This window comes from Cellulosimicrobium sp. So1_17 (assembly GCF_055181235.1).
This window is the reverse complement of the sequence record NZ_CM143702.1, coordinates 2,700,332-2,714,873: the sequence shown is the minus strand read 5'-3', so window position 1 is coordinate 2,714,873 and position 14,542 is coordinate 2,700,332. Positions and strand designations below refer to the sequence as shown.

Here is a 14,542-nt window from a genome sequence, read left to right as displayed (position 1 = left end):
GCGCCTGACCGGTGCAGGGGCCGGTGTGCTGCTGACGACCCGCCGGGTCAGACCGAGGGGTCGCGCAGGTCGGCGGTCCGTGTGGCGAACGACGTCGCGGCGGCGTCGGACGTGGTCGCGTCGTCGTGCGCGGCCTGCTTGCCGGGCGCCTGCTCGGCGTACTGGGCGGCGAGGGCGTCCTGCTGGACGTCCACGGACTCGACGGCGTAGCCCGCCTCGTCCACGGCGTCGCGCAGCGCCTTCTCGTCGAGGGGCTCGTCGGAGAAGACGCTGACCTCGCTCGTGCCGCCGTCGTGCAGCTCGATGCTGACGTTCTCGACGCCGGCGACCTTCTCGACCTCTTCCGTGACGCTCGCGACGCAGTGGCTGCAGGTCATGCCGGTGACGCCCAGGGTGGTGACGGTGCTCATGGTGCTCCTCGGTGGTCGTGCGGTGGTCGTGCGGGTGCGGGTGGTGCGGTGCTGGCCGGGTGCTGGCCGGGTCTGGTCAGGCCGGGCTGGTGGCCGGGAGAGGCGGCCTCAGCTGCGGACGAGGCGGGCGATCGCGTCGGCGGCCTCCTTGACCTTCGCGGCGCCCTCGTCCTCGGACTGACGAGCCGCGTCGACGACGCAGTGGCCGAGGTGGTCCTCGACGAGCCCGATGCTCACTGCCTGCAGGGCCTTGGTTACGGCTGAGACCTGCGTGAGGATGTCGATGCAGTAGACGTCCTCGTCGATCATGCGGGCGATCCCGCGGACCTGCCCCTCGATACGGCGCATGCGCCGGAGGTAGGCCTCCTTGTCGGACGCGTAGCCGTGCGGGCCGTCGTGGCTCGCGTGCTCCTCGTGCTGGACGTCCTGGTCCGTCGTGGTGTCGGTCATGGCCTCTCCTCGTCGCCGGGCATCCCGATCATACCCCCTCAGGGTATGTGCACGCCATGTCGCATGACACGTGTCACCCCGAGCCCGTGACAGGCGCACCCGGGCCGATGACGGGCCGCACTGCCGCGAGGCCGGTCCGCGCGCGACGGTGGTGGGACCACGACACGAGAGGCTCGACATGACCGACATCATCACCACCCTGCAGGACTTCACGCTCGGCCTGCCGCCCCTGCTCCGCTGGGTCGGGGTGCTCGTCGCCGCCATGGTCCCCTTCGTCGAGGCCGAGGGCGCCGCGGTCCTGGGTGTCGTCGCCGGTATCAACCCGCTCGTCGCGATCCCGGCCGCGGTGCTCGGCAACGCCCTCGCGCTCGCGGTCGTCGTCTGGGTGATCGGCACGGCGCGATCCGGCCTGACCCGGGGCCGCCAGGTCGAGACCAACCCCAAGCGGCAGCGGATGCGTCGCGTCTTCGACCGCTACGGCGTGCCGGGAGTCAGCCTGCTCGGGCCGCTCCTGCTGCCCAGCCACGTCACCGCTGCGGCGATGGTCGGCTTCGGCGCGCCGCGCACGCGGGTGTTCGTCTGGGGGGTCGTCGCCGTGGCGCTCTGGGCCGTGGTGCTCGGGACGATCGCCTACCTCGGTGTGCAGGCGGCCGCGGGCTGACGCCGTCCGGTCACGGCCGGGTCACGATCCGTCCCCCCGCCGGGCGCCCTCCCGCGACGCGGCCTAGCCTCCCAGCATGGGGACGCGATCCGCGACGGCGCGGCGGGGGGCACGTGCGGCTCTCGCCTCGGTCGCGCTCGCCGCGGGTCTCGTCGCGACGGCACCGCCCGCGTCCGCGTGCGCGTGCGGCGGTCTCGTCGACACCCCCGCCTACGACTCGTCGGTGAGCTCCGAGTCCGCCGTCCTCCAGTGGGACGGGACCACGCAGACGCTCCTCCTCGAGCTCGAGACGCTGTCCCAGGCACCGGAGGTCGGCCTCATCCTCCCGACGCCCGCCCCCGCCGAGGTCACGCTCGCCGACCCGGCGGTGTTCCGCGAGCTCGACACGATCACCGCGCCCCGGCCGGTCGTCTCCGACCATCGCTGGTGGCCCGAGCTCGGGTTCGGGTCGCCCGCCGACGGTGCGGGCGCGGCGACCGGCGTCGACGTGTTCGACGAGGTCCGGCTCGGACCGCTCGACGTCACGACGCTCGCGGCCACCGACGGGGCGGCGCTCGACGCCTGGCTCACCGAGCGCGGCTTCCAGGTCACGGCGTCGATCCGCGGGGCGATCGCCCCGTACGTCGCCGATGGCTGGACGTTCGTCGTCGCGCGCCTCGCCCCCGAGGCGGCGGCCACGTTCGACGGCACGCTGCAGCCGCTGCGCGTCACCTTCGCGAGCGACGCGCTCGTGTACCCGATGCGGATGTCGGCCGCCGCCCAGGACACCCAGCGCACCCGCACGTACGTCCTCGCGGACGGGCGCGTGGACCGTGCCGACGCGACGGCCGACCTGGCCGCCCCGCAGGTCCGCTTCGCCGGCCGCGTCGACCCGGCGTCGGTGACGAGCGACGAGCTCGCCGCGCTCCTCACGACCGGCGGCTACGTGACGGCGCACGAGCAGACGTTCACCGAACCGTCCGCGCAGATCGTCTCCGACTTCGCGTTCGTCCCGGCGGCGTCCGACGTCGCGTTCTCGCAGACGTACGCCGTCGTCGCGGACAAGCGGATCGGTCCCTTCTTCGCCGGTCCCGTGCTCGCGTTCGGCGGGGTTCTCGCGCTGTCCGCCCTCGTCGTCTGGTCCGCCCGTCGCCGACTCCTGTCGGCACGTGCCGGCACGGTCCGTCGCGCACCCCGTCCCGTCCGCGCCTGAGGGGCCGGAGCGTGGCCGTCGACGTCGCGCACCGCCCGGTCCGCGGGCTGTGGGCGAAACGCGCGGTTCGGCGCGACACGGGCGAATCCCGGGTGTTTCATGAGGTCGAGGCGGGACGCGAACCCACCCACGCTGCCACCCACGTGAGAGGTGCACCATGACGACGCAGGACCCTATCCTCACCGCGTTCTCCTCGACGGCCAGGCAGGTCTGGTACTGGCCCGTGCTGCGCGGCGTGCTCGCGATCATCTTCGGCATCGTCGCCATCGCGTGGCCCGAGATCACCGCCGCCGCGATCATCTGGGTGATCGGCATCTTCACGATCGTCGACGGCATCGTCGAGATCGTCGAGGGCATCCGTCGCCGCGGTACCGGCAACGGCACGGCGTTCCTCGTGACGATGGGCGTCCTGAGCGTCGCGGTCGGCATCGTGCTGCTGGTCTGGCCCGGCAAGACCGCCGAGGTCCTCACATGGATCGTCGGCCTCTGGGCCGTGGCCTACGGGCTCTTCCAGCTCGTCGCGAGCCTCGACCTGCGCAAGGTGGCGGGCAGCGGCTGGGGCTGGGGCGTCTTCGCCGGCCTCCTCGGCATCGTCTTCGGTGTCCTCGTGCTCTTCAACGTGAGCGCCGGGCTCGTCTCGATCGTGTGGATCCTCGCGATCTTCGCCATCCTCTGGGGCGTCATGCTCATCGCGTTCGGGTTCCAGATCCGCTCGCTCGGCAAGCAGGCCGGCACCGCGGCGCAGCGCGGCTACTGACGCTCGCGCCGTCGAGCACGCGCCAACGAGCACGCGCTGCCGAGCACGCCCTGACGCGCTGCCGAGCATGACCTGGGGGTCGTTATCCGTCGGATAACGACCCCCAGGTCGTGTTCGGCGGTCGCGGTGACCGTGCCGTGGCGGTGCCTGTTCCGTGTCGGTGCCAGGGGCCCGTGCTCGTCAGGCCGGCAGCGCCGCCTCCGGTGCCCGTCAGGCCGGTGCGGCCTCCGCCGCGGCGCGTGCCGCTGCCGGGAAGGCGTCGACGATCCGCTGGACCGCCGCGTCGTCGTGCGCGGCGGAGACGAACCACGCCTCGAACACCGACGGCGGCAGGTTCACGCCCTGGTCGAGCATCGCGTGGAAGAACGCGCGGTACCGGAACGACTCCTGGGCCTGGGCCTGGGCGTAGTCGCGCACGCCCGCGCTCGCCGCGAGGTCGCCGAAGAACACCGAGAACAGCGACCCGGCGCGCTGGACGCGGTGCGCCACGCCCGCGGCGTCGAGGGCGTCGCCGACAGCCTTCGAGAGCACCGAGGCGACGCCGTCCACGCGCGCGTACACCGCGTCGTCGGCCAGGCGCAGCGTCGCGAGGCCCGCCGCGACGGCGACGGGGTTCCCGGACAGCGTGCCCGCCTGGTAGACCGGGCCGAGCGGCGCGAGCTGGTCCATGACCGCCGCCGGGCCGCCGACCGCGGCGACGGGCATCCCGCCGCCCACGACCTTGCCGAACGTGAAGAGGTCGGGCGTGTACCCGTCCGCTCCCTGGCTCCGCAGCACCGCGTTCTCCAACCCCCACCAACCGCTCGGGCCGACGCGGAACCCGGTGAGCACCTCGTCGAGGACGAGCAGCGACCCGTGCGCGGCCGTGATGCGCCGCAGACCCTCGTTGAACCCCTCGGCCGGCGGCACGACGCCCATGTTCGCGGGCGCCGCCTCCGTGATGACGGCCGCGATCTCCGAACCGCGCTCCGCGAACGCCGCCTCGACCGCCGCGAGGTCGTTGTAGGGGAGCACGAGCGTCTCGGCCGCGCTCGCCTCGGTCACGCCCGCCGACCCGGGCAGCGCGAGCGTGGCGACGCCGGAGCCCGCCTCCGCGAGCAGCGCGTCGACGTGCCCGTGGTAGCAGCCGGCGAACTTCACGATCACGTCGCGACCCGTGACGCCGCGCGCGAGGCGGATCGCCGTCATGGTCGCCTCGGTGCCCGTGGACACGAGGCGCACGTGCTCCGCGGCGGGGACCCGACGACGGATCTCCTCGCCCAGCTCGACCTCGCCGAGCGTCGGTGCGCCGAACGACAGCCCGCGTGCCGCCGCCTCCTGCACCGCGGCGACCACCTCCGGGTGCGCGTGGCCCAGCAGCGCCGGGCCCCAGGAGCACACGAGGTCGACGTACTCGCGCCCCGCGACGTCGGTCACGTACGCGCCGCGCGCCGACGCGAGGAACCGCGGGTCGCCGCCCACCGACCCGTACGCGCGCACGGGCGAGCTCACGCCGCCCGGCAGCACGGCCTGCGCGCGCACGAACGCGGCGTGGTTGTCCGTCGCGGTGGTGGACGGCGCCACGGTCTCCGCGTGTGCGGCCGCAGCGACCCCGAACCCGGTCGACTCCGTCATCAGCGCGTCCCTCCGAACGTCTCGTCGCGCAGCCAGCCGGCGATCTCGGTGGCCCAGTAGGTGAGGATCACGTCCGCGCCGGCGCGCTTGATGCCGAGCACCGACTCCGTGACCGCGCCGCGGCGGTCGATCCAGCCGTTCGCCGCGGCGGCCTCGATCATCGCGTACTCGCCCGACACCTGGTACGCCGCGACCGGCACCGGCGACATCTCGGCGACCGCGGCCAGCACGTCGAGGTACGACCCCGCGGGCTTGACCATGACCATGTCGGCGCCCTCGGCGAGGTCCAGGTCCGCCTCGCGCAGACCCTCCCGCGCGTTGCCCGCGTCCATCTGGTACGTCCGGCGGTCCCCCTGCAGCGCCGAGTCGACGGCCTCGCGGAACGGCCCGTAGAACGCGCTCGCGTACTTCGCCGAGTAGGCGAGGATCCCGACGTCGGAGTACCCCGCGGCGTCGAGCGCCTCGCGGATCACGCCCACCTGGCCGTCCATCATGCCCGACGGCGCGACGACGTCCGCGCCCGCCCGTGCCTGCGCGACGGCCATCGACGCGTACCGCTCGAGCGTCGCGTCGTTGTCGACCACCATGACCTCGCGCGTACCGTCGTGTCGCCTCGCGAGCACGCCGCAGTGGCCGTGGTCCGTGAACTCGTCGAGGCACGTGTCGGCCATGACGACAGGGCCCGAACCACCACGGGCGCCGTCGGCGGCCTCCACCTCGCGCACGACGTCTCGCGAGAGCCGGATCGCGCGCTGCAGGATCCCGTCCTCGGCGTCCGCCTGGCTCCCGGTCGCGTCGCGCTCGGCCGGGATGCCGAAGAGCATGACGCCGCCGATCCCCGCACGGGCCGCGTCGCGCACCGCGTCGGCGAGCGTCGCCTCGGTGTGCTGCACGACGCCCGGCATCGACGAGATGGGGTGCGGCGCGTCGAGGCCCTCCTTGACGAAGAGCGGCAGCACGAGGTCGGCCGGGTGCAGACGCGTCTCGCCGACGAGCCGGCGCAGGCGCGGCGTCGTGCGCAGTCGGCGGGGCCGGTGGTGTCCGGGGGAGAGGGTCACGAAGGGTCTCCTGTGTCGGTGGGTCGGCCGGTCGTGTCAGGGTCAGGGACCACCGGGGTGACCTGTCGTCCTGACACGGTGGTGGTCAGCGGGGGATGTCAGGGCCAGGGGCCGCTGGAGTGATCGGTGCTCCTGACAGGACGGTGGTGAGCGCGGCGGCGAGCGCGTCGTCGGTCGGTCGGTCGGCCACCGCGTCGAGCCGCAGCCCGACGGCGCGCGCCGCCCGGGCCGTCGGCTCGCCGATCGCGACGGCCGCGACGTCGTCGCGCGGGCCGAGCTGCCGCGCGATCTCGCGGACGACGCTCCCCGAGGTGAGCACGACGGCGTCGACCTCGCCCGCGCGCCAGGCCGCGACGGCCTCGGGGGCGAGGTCGTGCGCGACCGTGCGGTAGACGGTGACGACGTGCGAGTCGTGACCGAGGTCGCGGAGCCCGTCGGCCATCGTCGGCGCGGCGAGGTCTCCCTGCGGCAGCAGGACGGTGCTCGCGGCTGGGCGCCGGCGTTCGAAGGCGGCGACGAGCCCGCGGGCCGAGTTCTCCGCCGGTTCCAGCTCGACCGTGACGCCGGCGGCCTCGAGCGCGCGGCGCGTGGCCGGCCCGACGGCGGCCCAGCGGGCCGTGCGCGCGACGTCACCGAGGGGCGTGCCGAGACGCTCTGCGGCGGCGGCGAGCTCGTCGATCGCGTTGACGCTCGTGACCACGACCCAGCCGAAGCCGCCGTCGGCGAGGCGGGCGACGGCGTCGTCCACGGGTGCGGTGTCCTCGACGCGGGCGCGCTCGATGGCCGGGCTCACGAGGACCCGGGCGCCGGCGGCGCGCAGCGCCGAGGCGAGGGCGGCCGCCCGCTCGGGATCGCGCGGCACGAGGACGGTCCGGTCGGTCAGCGGGCCCGACTGGTCGCCGAACCCCGGGTTGTGCGTCGATCCGGGGGCTGAGGGGCGCTCAACCCGGGTTTCGGCACCGGGACCGGACGACGGGCCCGGGGCCGGCGGCTGGGCGGACGGGCCGAGCGGAGGCGTCGGGACGACGGGTGCGGGGCCGCGCGACGGGTCGCGCAGGCGGCCGGGGCTCACGCGGGCTCCCCGCGGTAGCCGCCGTCGCGGAGCTGTTCGCGCGCCGCCTCGACCGCCGGGTCGGGGGCGTCCGTCACCGAGCCCCGGCCAGGGCCACCGGCGCCGGGGAGCGAGGACTCCGCGGTCCGTGCGGCGTCGGCAGGCGGCCCGAGAGGCGCGAGACGCCCGGCGCCGTCGGCGAGGAGCGCGTCGGCGACGCGCTCGCCGAGCCGGAGCGCGACGTCGTCGCGCGCGGCTCGCAGGTCGCCGCCGGTCGCGGGCAGCAGGGCCCGCGCGGAGTGCGTGAGCTGCTCGACGCCGTCGACGCGCGCGACGACCGCCGTGAGGGCGACCTCGCCGCCGTCGACGAGCGCGTGGGCGCCGACCGGAGCCGCGCAGCCCGCCTCGAGGCGCGCGAGCAGGGCCCGCTCCGCGAGGACGGCGAGGCGCGTCGGCTCGTGGTCGAGGGCGTGGAGAGCCTCGGCGACGACCGGGTCGTCGAGCTCGGACGCGCGGACCTCGACGGCGAGCGCGCCCTGCCCGGCCGCGGGCGCCATGACCGTCGTGTCGATCACCTCGGTGACGGCGTCGAGCCGGCCGAGACGGGACAGGCCCGCGTAGGCCAGCACGACGGCGTCGAGGTCGGCGTCCTCCCCGTGGACCCGGCGCAGGCGCGTGTCGACGTTGCCGCGGATGTCGACGACGTCGAGGTCGGGCCGGACCGACCGCAGCTGCGCCGCCCGGCGCGGGGACCCGGTGCCGACGTGCGCGCCACGCGGGAGGGTCGCGATCGTCAGGCCGTCGCGCGCGCACAGGGCGTCGCGCGGGTCCTCGCGCTCGGGCGTCACGACGGTCAGCCCGGGAGCGGGCGTCGTGGGGAGGTCCTTGAGCGAGTGCACCGCGACGTCGCAGCGGCCGTCGAGGAGCGCCTCGCGAAGAGCGGTGACGAAGACGCCCGTGCCGCCCATCTGGGCGAGGGACCCGGTCAGCACGTCGCCGTCGGTGCGGATCCGGACGGTCTCGATCGTCCGGCCCGTCAGCTCCTCGAGGCGTCGCGCGACGTGACCCGTCTGGGTGGTCGCGAGCGCGCTCCCGCGGGTGCCGACACGGATCACGTCGTGGCCCGTCGCGGGGCGCGTGTGGGTGCTGCTCACGGTCTCAGTGTCCTCCGTGCGGCGACGATCTCGAAATGCGCGCCGCGCCGACCGAGAATTTCCCCGCCCGCCGCGACGGCGGAGTGACGCGGTCCTGACGCCCGGTCACGACGATGCGGACAATGTGTCATCTTGCCCATTCCCGGTGCATTCCGGTGAGGATTGCCTCACACGTTTCGCGCGCATTCCTGTGCGTGCCCGACGACGGCCGCGAGCCCCGTCCCGGCGATCCACCCGCCGGTGACGCCGAGCCCCGGGACGTCGGCGACGCGGGCGGTGAACGCCGCGACCTCGCGCCGGTACGCCGGGGTCGGCGGGGGGAGCGCACCGTTCCACCGGGTCACGACGTGGCCGAGCACGCGGCCGTGCAGGTCGACGCCGAACAGGCGCGACGCGTCGGCGACGACCTGGTCCAGGTCGGGCTCCGTCGTCGCCCCCATCCGTCCGTAGCTGAGCCGCACCACGTGGTGACCCGGCCCGACGGCGTCGCGCACCCGCGCGCGCAGCCACGGCCACTTCGCGGTCGAGTGCGTCATGGCCTTGGCCTCGATGTCGGGGCGACGCGCCTCGCGCCCGGCGTCCCGGTGCGGCGGTGCGACGAGCATCCCGGTGCCGCGCGGGGCGTCGTCGAGCTCCGGCGCGCGCAGGAGCAGCGTGACGAGACGGACGTCCGCGCCCGGCTCGGGGTCGGGCAGCAGGTCCGCCGGGCCGCCGACGAGAGGACCGAGCGCGTCGACGACCGCGGGGGTGGTCACGACGAGCCGCGCAGCCACGAGCTCGACGGGTCCGTCGGGGCCGACCGCGCGCACGACCCAGTCGCCGAGACGGTGCGAGGCGTCCCGTCGGGCGAGGTCCACGACCTCGTGGCGCACGCGCACGTCGGCCTCGGCGGCGAGGGCTTCGACGAGGCGGTGCATCCCGCCGTCGATACCGCGCACCGCCGAGCCGGCCGGCGCGAGCGCCCGCAACGACGCGACGGCGCGGGCGAGCGACCCCTCGCGCTCGAACGCGGCGAGCAGGCCGGGCGCGACGGCGTCGACGTCGAGCCGGTCGAGCGGTGCCGAGTGGACGCCGCCCGCGACGGGTGCGACGAGCCGTTCGGTGACGCGCGTCCCCATGCGCGAGCGGGCGAACGACTCGAGCGTCGCCGTGTCGGTGAACCGCCGCGGCAGCACGCGGTCGAGGCCGGCGCGGAGCGAGCCTGCGACACCCACGGCCCGCCGCACGTCGGCGGCCCACGGGTGCGCCGGGATGCCGAGGACCCCGGCGCGCGGGAGCGGGAACGTGCGGCCCGCCGCGTAGCCCCACGCGGACGCGCCGGACGGCTCCACGACGCTCAGCCCGAGCGCGAGGGCCAGCTCGCCGACGGCCGTGCCGCGGGCGGCGAAGGACTCCGCGCCGACGTCGACCCGCAGGTCGTCCAGGCCGGGCAGGTGCGCCCCGCGCACCGGGCCGCCCGCCGTCGTGGCGGCCTCCAGCACGACGACGCGCAGCCCGCGCTCGCGCAGCGTCCGGGCTGCGGTGAGGCCGGCGATCCCGGCGCCGACGACGACCGCGTCCACGTCCTCGGGCCCGGGAGGACCGGCGGGACCGGGGGAGCGGGGAGTCGTCGGCGCGGCGCTCACCGGACCTCGACCCCTGAGGCCTGCACGGGCTCCGCGGCGCCCGCGGAGTGGACGAGCTCCACGACGCGCGTCAGGACCGTCGGGTCCGTGTCCGGCGGGACGCCGTGACCGAGGTTGGCGACGTGCCCGGGAGCCGCGGCGCCCCGCCGCAGGACGTCGAGCACGTGCGCCTCGAGGACGTCCCACGGCGCGGCGAGCAGCGCGGGGTCGATGTTGCCCTGGACGGGGACGGTGCCACCGAGCAGCTGCGCGGCCTCGTCGAGCGGCGTGCGGTAGTCGACGCCCACGACGACGTCGCGCACGCCGGCCGCGACGACGGCGTCGCGCATCGCGGGGAGCAGGTGCCCGGTCCCGGTGCCGAAGTGGACGACGGGCACGTCGAGGTCCGCGACGTGCGTCAGGGCGCGGGTGGAGGCCCCGGCGGCGCCGTGCGCGTAGTCCTCGAGCGAGAGGGAGCCGGCCCACGAGTCGAAGAGCTGCGCGGCGCTGGCCCCCGCGGCGACCTGCGCGCGCAGGAACGTGCCGGCGAGGTCGGCCGCCCAGTCCACGAGGCGCTGCCACGTCTCGGGGTCGGACCGCAGCAGGGCGCGCGCCGCGAGGTGGTCGCGCGACGGGCGGCCCTCGACGAGGTAGGCCGCGAGCGTGAACGGCGCGCCGGCGAAGCCGATGAGCGGCGTGCTGCCGAGCGCGTCCACCGTCAGCCCGACGGCCTCGGTGATCGGCGCGAGGGCCTCGGGCGTCAGCTCGGCCTCGACGAGGCGCGCGACGTCGTCGGGCGTCCGGTACGCCTGACCCATGACCGGGCCGACGCCCGGCGCGATGTCGACCTCGACGCCTGCGAGGCGCAGCGGCACGACGATGTCGGAGAAGAAGATGGCGGCGTCGACGCCGTGGCGGCGGACCGGCTGGAGCGTGATCTCCGACGCCAGGTCGGGCCGCAGGCAGGAGTCGAGCATGCTCACGCCCTCGCGCGCCGCGCGGTACTCGGGGAGCGACCGGCCCGCCTGGCGCATGAACCACACCGGTGTGATTTCCGGCCTTTCCCCGGTGGTGCCCGCGCGCAGCGCCCGCACGAGCGGGGATTTCGCCGTGCGGCCGTCGTGGAGCGGGTGGGCGGTGGAAAGCGCGACAGGAATCACAGCTACCGATTCTGCCTCTCTCCTGGGGGAATGATTAAATCGGAGGCACTGTGGCTCTTCTCTCTCTCACGGCCAGCCACCACGAGCTCGACCTCGACGCCCTGGAACGACTGTCCACCGGGGCCCAGTCGATCGGCGGTTCCGCGGTCTCGGCCTGCGACGTCATCACCGGTGCGGTGGTCCTGGCGACCTGCAACCGGTTCGAGCTGTACCTCGACGTCGACGCCCCGCTCGACGGCCCCGGCGTGCGGCACGCGACCGAGCACGTCGCCCGGCTCGTCGCGGAGGCCTCCGGCGTCGACGCCGTCGAGGCGGCGACGTCGTTCCGTGCGCGCGCCGGCAACGAGGTGGTCGAGCACCTCTTCGCGGTCGCCGCGGGACTCGACTCGATGGTCGTCGGCGAGCGGGAGATCGCGGGCCAGGTCAAGCGCGCGCTCGAGGCCGCGCACGCCGACGGCGTGACGTCCTCGACGCTCGAGCTGCTGTTCCAGACGGCGTCGCGCACGTCGAAGCGTGTGAGCACCGAGACGGCACTCGGGGGCGCCGGGCGCTCGGTCGTCGCGCTCGGCCTGGAGCTCGCCGCGGCGGAGCTGCCGCCGTGGCACCAGGTCCGGACGGTCCTCATCGGCACCGGCTCCTACGCGGGCGCCAGCCTCGCCGCGCTGCGCGCGCTCGGGTGCGACGACGTCCGGGTCTACTCGCAGTCGGGGCGCGCCGAGGAGTTCGCGGCGGCGCGCGGCATCGAGCCGGTCGAGGACCTCGTCGCCGCGCTCGAGGACGCCGACCTCGTCGTCTCGTGCAGCGGCGCGCGAGGCCGTGCCGTCGCCGAGGCCGCGGGTTCGCGGCGCGAGCAGGCCATCGAGCACGTGCTCGACGCCGCGTCCGTCGTGCGGGCGCGCGAGCGGGCCGCCGTCGCGGCGGGCGACGAGCCGGGAGCGCGGCCCACGGTCGTGCTCGACCTCGCGCTGCACCGCGACGTCGACCCGCACGTCGCCGACGTCGAGGGCGTGCTGCTCTACGACCTCGCGACGCTCGCCGCGCGCTCGCCCGCCGTCGCGTCCGACCTCGTCGCGCACGCGCGGTCGATCGTCGACGACGCGGCGCGCACCTTCGAGGAGACCCGGCTGGGCCGGGCCGCGGACACCGCGGTCGTCGCGCTCCTGCAGGACGCCGAGCGCCGCATCCGCGCCGAGGTCGACGACGTCGTCGCGCTGCGCCGCGCCGAGGGCGACGACCCGGGCGAGGACGAGGTCGAGGAGCTGGCGCGCGGCGTGCGCCGGCGCGTGCACGCCGACCTCCACCGGGCCATCGTCGCCGCGCGCGCGGAGGCGGTCGAGGCATCGCGTGCCGCCGTCCGCGGGGTCGTCGCCGACGCCGAGGCCCTCATCGCGGAGGCCGACGCCGAGGTCGGCTGACAGCCGTCGTGCGGACGCGAGTCAGTCCCTGACCGGCTTCAGCACCAGCGCCGAGCCTCCACCGCGGCGCTGCGGCTCGGCGACGGCGGTCAGCAGCCCGTCCGGGCCTATCTGCACCGCCGTCGCCGCACCGATCTCCGCGGCGGAGGTGAACGAGTCGCCGGACGGCACGAGCGTGTGGCCGTACGCCTCGAGCCCCGGGCCGTATGTCTGGATGAACTCCGGCTCGGCGATGACGTCCGCGGTGTTGCGCTGGGTGGCGCGCGGCGCGGCGAGCGCCTCGTCGATCGGCATGCCCCGGTCGAGGTGGTTGGTCAACGTCTGCAGCACCGTGGTGACGATGGTCGACCCGCCGGGGGAGCCGAGCGCCAGCACGGGCTCGCCGTCGCGCAGGACGAGTGTCGGTGCCATCGACGAGCGCGGTCGCTTGCCGGGCTCGATGCGGTTCGGGTCGTCGGCGTCCCACACGGTCGAGAAGTCGGTGAGCTCGTTGTTGAGCAGGAACCCGCGGCCGGGCACGACCATCCCGGACCCGCCGGTCTGCTCGATCGTCAGCGTGTACTCGACGACGTCTCCCCACCGGTCCACGACGGTGAGGTTCGTCGTCGAGACGTTCTCCGTGTCGTCGCGGTGCGGAGCGGCCGTCTCGCCGCACGCGGCGTCGAACGCGTCGACGTCGCCGGCCGCGACGGGCTTGGGCGCGGCGGCCTCCGGGTCGACGAGGCACGCGCGAGAGGCCGCGAACTCGTCGGAGAGCAGGGTGTCGAGCGGGACGTCGACGAACGCAGCGTCGCCCAGGTACGCGCCGCGGTCGGCGAACGCGAGGGCGCTGGCCTCGAGGTAGTGGTGCAGGTACGCGCTGTCCGACATGCCGGCGAGGTCGAACGTCTCCAGGATGTTCAGCGCCTCGCCCACGGTGGAGCCGCCGCTCGACGGTGGCGCCATGCCGTAGACGTCGTACCCGCGGTAGTCGGAGACGGTCGGGTCCTGCACCAGGGCCTCGTAGTCGTCGAGGTCGTCGAGTTCGAGGTATCCGGGCGGCACGGGCAGGTCGGTGTCCGGGCTGGTCTGCGGGTCCTGCACGGCGCGGACCATCTCGCGGGCGAGGCGTCCCTCGTAGAAGGCGTCGGTGCCGCGCAGCGCGAGCAGGGTGTACGTCTTCGCGAGGTCGACGTTGCGGAACCGGGTCCCCACGCGCGGGGCGTCGCCGCGCGGCAGGAACAGCTCGGCCGACGCGGGGAAGGCGGCGAAGCGCTCGGCGTTGTCGAGCGTCTGCTGGCGGAACGTCTCGTCGACGACGAAGCCGCGCAGGGCGAGCGCGGTGGCGGGCTGCAACGCCTTGCCCAGCGAGTAGGTCCCCCACTCGTCCAGCGCGGTCTCCCATGTGGCCGGCGTGCCGGGCGTGCCGACGGAGACGCCGCTGGTGACGAGCTCCGGGGTGAACGGGTAGGGCGCGTTCGTCTCCGGGTCGATGAACGCGTCGCGCGGCATGTCCGCCGGCGCCGTCTCACGCCCGTCGATCGTGGACACCGCGCCCGTCCCCGCGTCGTAGTGCAGGAAGAAGCCGCCGCCCCCGATCCCGGCGCTGTACGGCTCGGTGACGCCGAGGGCGGCCGCGGTGGCCACGGCGGCGTCGACGGCGTTCCCGCCGCGACGCAGCACGTCGAGACCCACCCGGCTGGCCTCCGGGTCGACGGTGCTGACGGCACCCCCGTACCCGACGGCGGTCGGGACCTTCTCCCACCGGTCATGCCACCCGCCGTGCCACCCCCCGTGCGATCGGCTGTCGGTGCCGTGGCCGGCATCGTCGGTGGTCGCGGAGGCGCTGCCGGCGACGGCGGTCGTCGCGGCGAGCGTCACGGCGGCGACCGCGGCGATGGCTCGGGCGCCGGGACGAGCCCGACCGGTACTGCGGTGGCCGGAGCTACAGGAGCCGGGACGGACGGAGCTGCGGTGGTCCATGGTCGTCTTCCCTCGGTGAGCAGGGATCCTCATCCCCCACCGTCGCGCAGGGCG

The 14,542-nt window shown here is 75.3% G+C and carries 13 protein-coding genes; 4 read left to right on the top strand and 9 right to left on the bottom strand.

The genetic code is table 11. From position 1 onward, the window contains the following. Positions 1–47: 47 nt before the first annotated feature. Together ACZCLJ_RS11865 and ACZCLJ_RS11860 are read right to left on the bottom strand one after the other, a co-directional pair. Positions 48–410: a heavy-metal-associated domain-containing protein gene (locus ACZCLJ_RS11865; protein WP_251152067.1), complete on the bottom strand. Its 363-nt coding sequence runs from the start codon at positions 408–410 to the stop codon at positions 48–50. Between the two features lie 108 nt (positions 411–518). Next, entirely contained in the window at positions 519–860 is a 342-nt protein-coding gene (locus ACZCLJ_RS11860; RefSeq protein ID WP_285821129.1) for a metal-sensitive transcriptional regulator, read from the bottom strand. Positions 861–1,038: 178 nt separating this feature from the next. On the opposite strand from ACZCLJ_RS11860, the gene ACZCLJ_RS11855 reads away from it, so the two are divergent. From ACZCLJ_RS11855 to ACZCLJ_RS11845, 3 genes are all read left to right on the top strand, one after another. Then, positions 1,039–1,521: a hypothetical protein gene (locus ACZCLJ_RS11855; RefSeq protein WP_251152068.1), complete on the top strand. Its 483-nt coding sequence runs from the start codon at positions 1,039–1,041 to the stop codon at positions 1,519–1,521. A 76-nt stretch (positions 1,522–1,597) separates the two neighbouring features. Then, complete coding sequence (locus ACZCLJ_RS11850; RefSeq protein ID WP_463103832.1) at positions 1,598–2,713, top strand: DUF2330 domain-containing protein; 1,116 nt, start codon at positions 1,598–1,600, stop codon at positions 2,711–2,713. Between the two features lie 157 nt (positions 2,714–2,870). After that, on the top strand, positions 2,871–3,470 hold the full coding sequence (locus ACZCLJ_RS11845) for an HdeD family acid-resistance protein (RefSeq protein WP_251152070.1): 600 nt from the start codon (positions 2,871–2,873) through the stop codon (positions 3,468–3,470). A gap of 210 nt (positions 3,471–3,680) precedes the next feature. Here ACZCLJ_RS11845 and hemL read toward each other — a convergent pair whose 3' ends face one another. From hemL to hemE, 6 genes are all read right to left on the bottom strand, one after another. After that, complete coding sequence (gene hemL, locus ACZCLJ_RS11840) at positions 3,681–5,084, bottom strand: glutamate-1-semialdehyde 2,1-aminomutase (protein ID WP_463103831.1); 1,404 nt, start codon at positions 5,082–5,084, stop codon at positions 3,681–3,683. Beyond that, positions 5,084–6,142: a porphobilinogen synthase gene (gene hemB, locus ACZCLJ_RS11835; protein ID WP_463103830.1), complete on the bottom strand. Its 1,059-nt coding sequence runs from the start codon at positions 6,140–6,142 to the stop codon at positions 5,084–5,086. The genes hemL and hemB overlap by 1 nt, the downstream gene beginning before the upstream one ends. 85 nt (positions 6,143–6,227) lie before the next feature. After that, positions 6,228–7,214, bottom strand: coding sequence for a uroporphyrinogen-III synthase (locus ACZCLJ_RS11830; RefSeq protein WP_463103829.1), 987 nt, complete (start codon positions 7,212–7,214; stop codon positions 6,228–6,230). Continuing rightward, positions 7,211–8,347 (bottom strand): hydroxymethylbilane synthase, encoded by a 1,137-nt coding sequence (gene hemC, locus ACZCLJ_RS11825; RefSeq protein ID WP_463103828.1) that lies wholly within the window; start codon positions 8,345–8,347, stop codon positions 7,211–7,213. The genes ACZCLJ_RS11830 and hemC overlap by 4 nt, the downstream gene beginning before the upstream one ends. A 167-nt stretch (positions 8,348–8,514) precedes the next feature. Further along, positions 8,515–9,972, bottom strand: a complete 1,458-nt coding sequence (locus ACZCLJ_RS11820; protein ID WP_463103827.1) for a protoporphyrinogen/coproporphyrinogen oxidase — start codon at positions 9,970–9,972, stop codon at positions 8,515–8,517. Next, complete coding sequence (gene hemE / locus ACZCLJ_RS11815) at positions 9,969–11,111, bottom strand: uroporphyrinogen decarboxylase (protein ID WP_251152074.1); 1,143 nt, start codon at positions 11,109–11,111, stop codon at positions 9,969–9,971. Before hemE ends, ACZCLJ_RS11820 begins: the two co-directional genes overlap by 4 nt. Positions 11,112–11,161: 50 nt before the next feature. Here hemE and ACZCLJ_RS11810 point away from each other — a divergent pair, with 50 nt between their 5' ends. Further along, on the top strand, positions 11,162–12,526 hold the full coding sequence (locus ACZCLJ_RS11810) for a glutamyl-tRNA reductase (protein ID WP_463103826.1): 1,365 nt from the start codon (positions 11,162–11,164) through the stop codon (positions 12,524–12,526). Between the two features lie 21 nt (positions 12,527–12,547). Here ACZCLJ_RS11810 and ggt read toward each other — a convergent pair whose 3' ends face one another. Continuing rightward, positions 12,548–14,488 carry a gamma-glutamyltransferase gene (ggt, locus tag ACZCLJ_RS11805; RefSeq protein WP_463103825.1) on the bottom strand — a complete coding sequence of 647 codons (1,941 nt, stop codon included), beginning with the start codon at positions 14,486–14,488 and terminating at the stop codon, positions 12,548–12,550. Positions 14,489–14,542 lie beyond the last annotated feature (54 nt).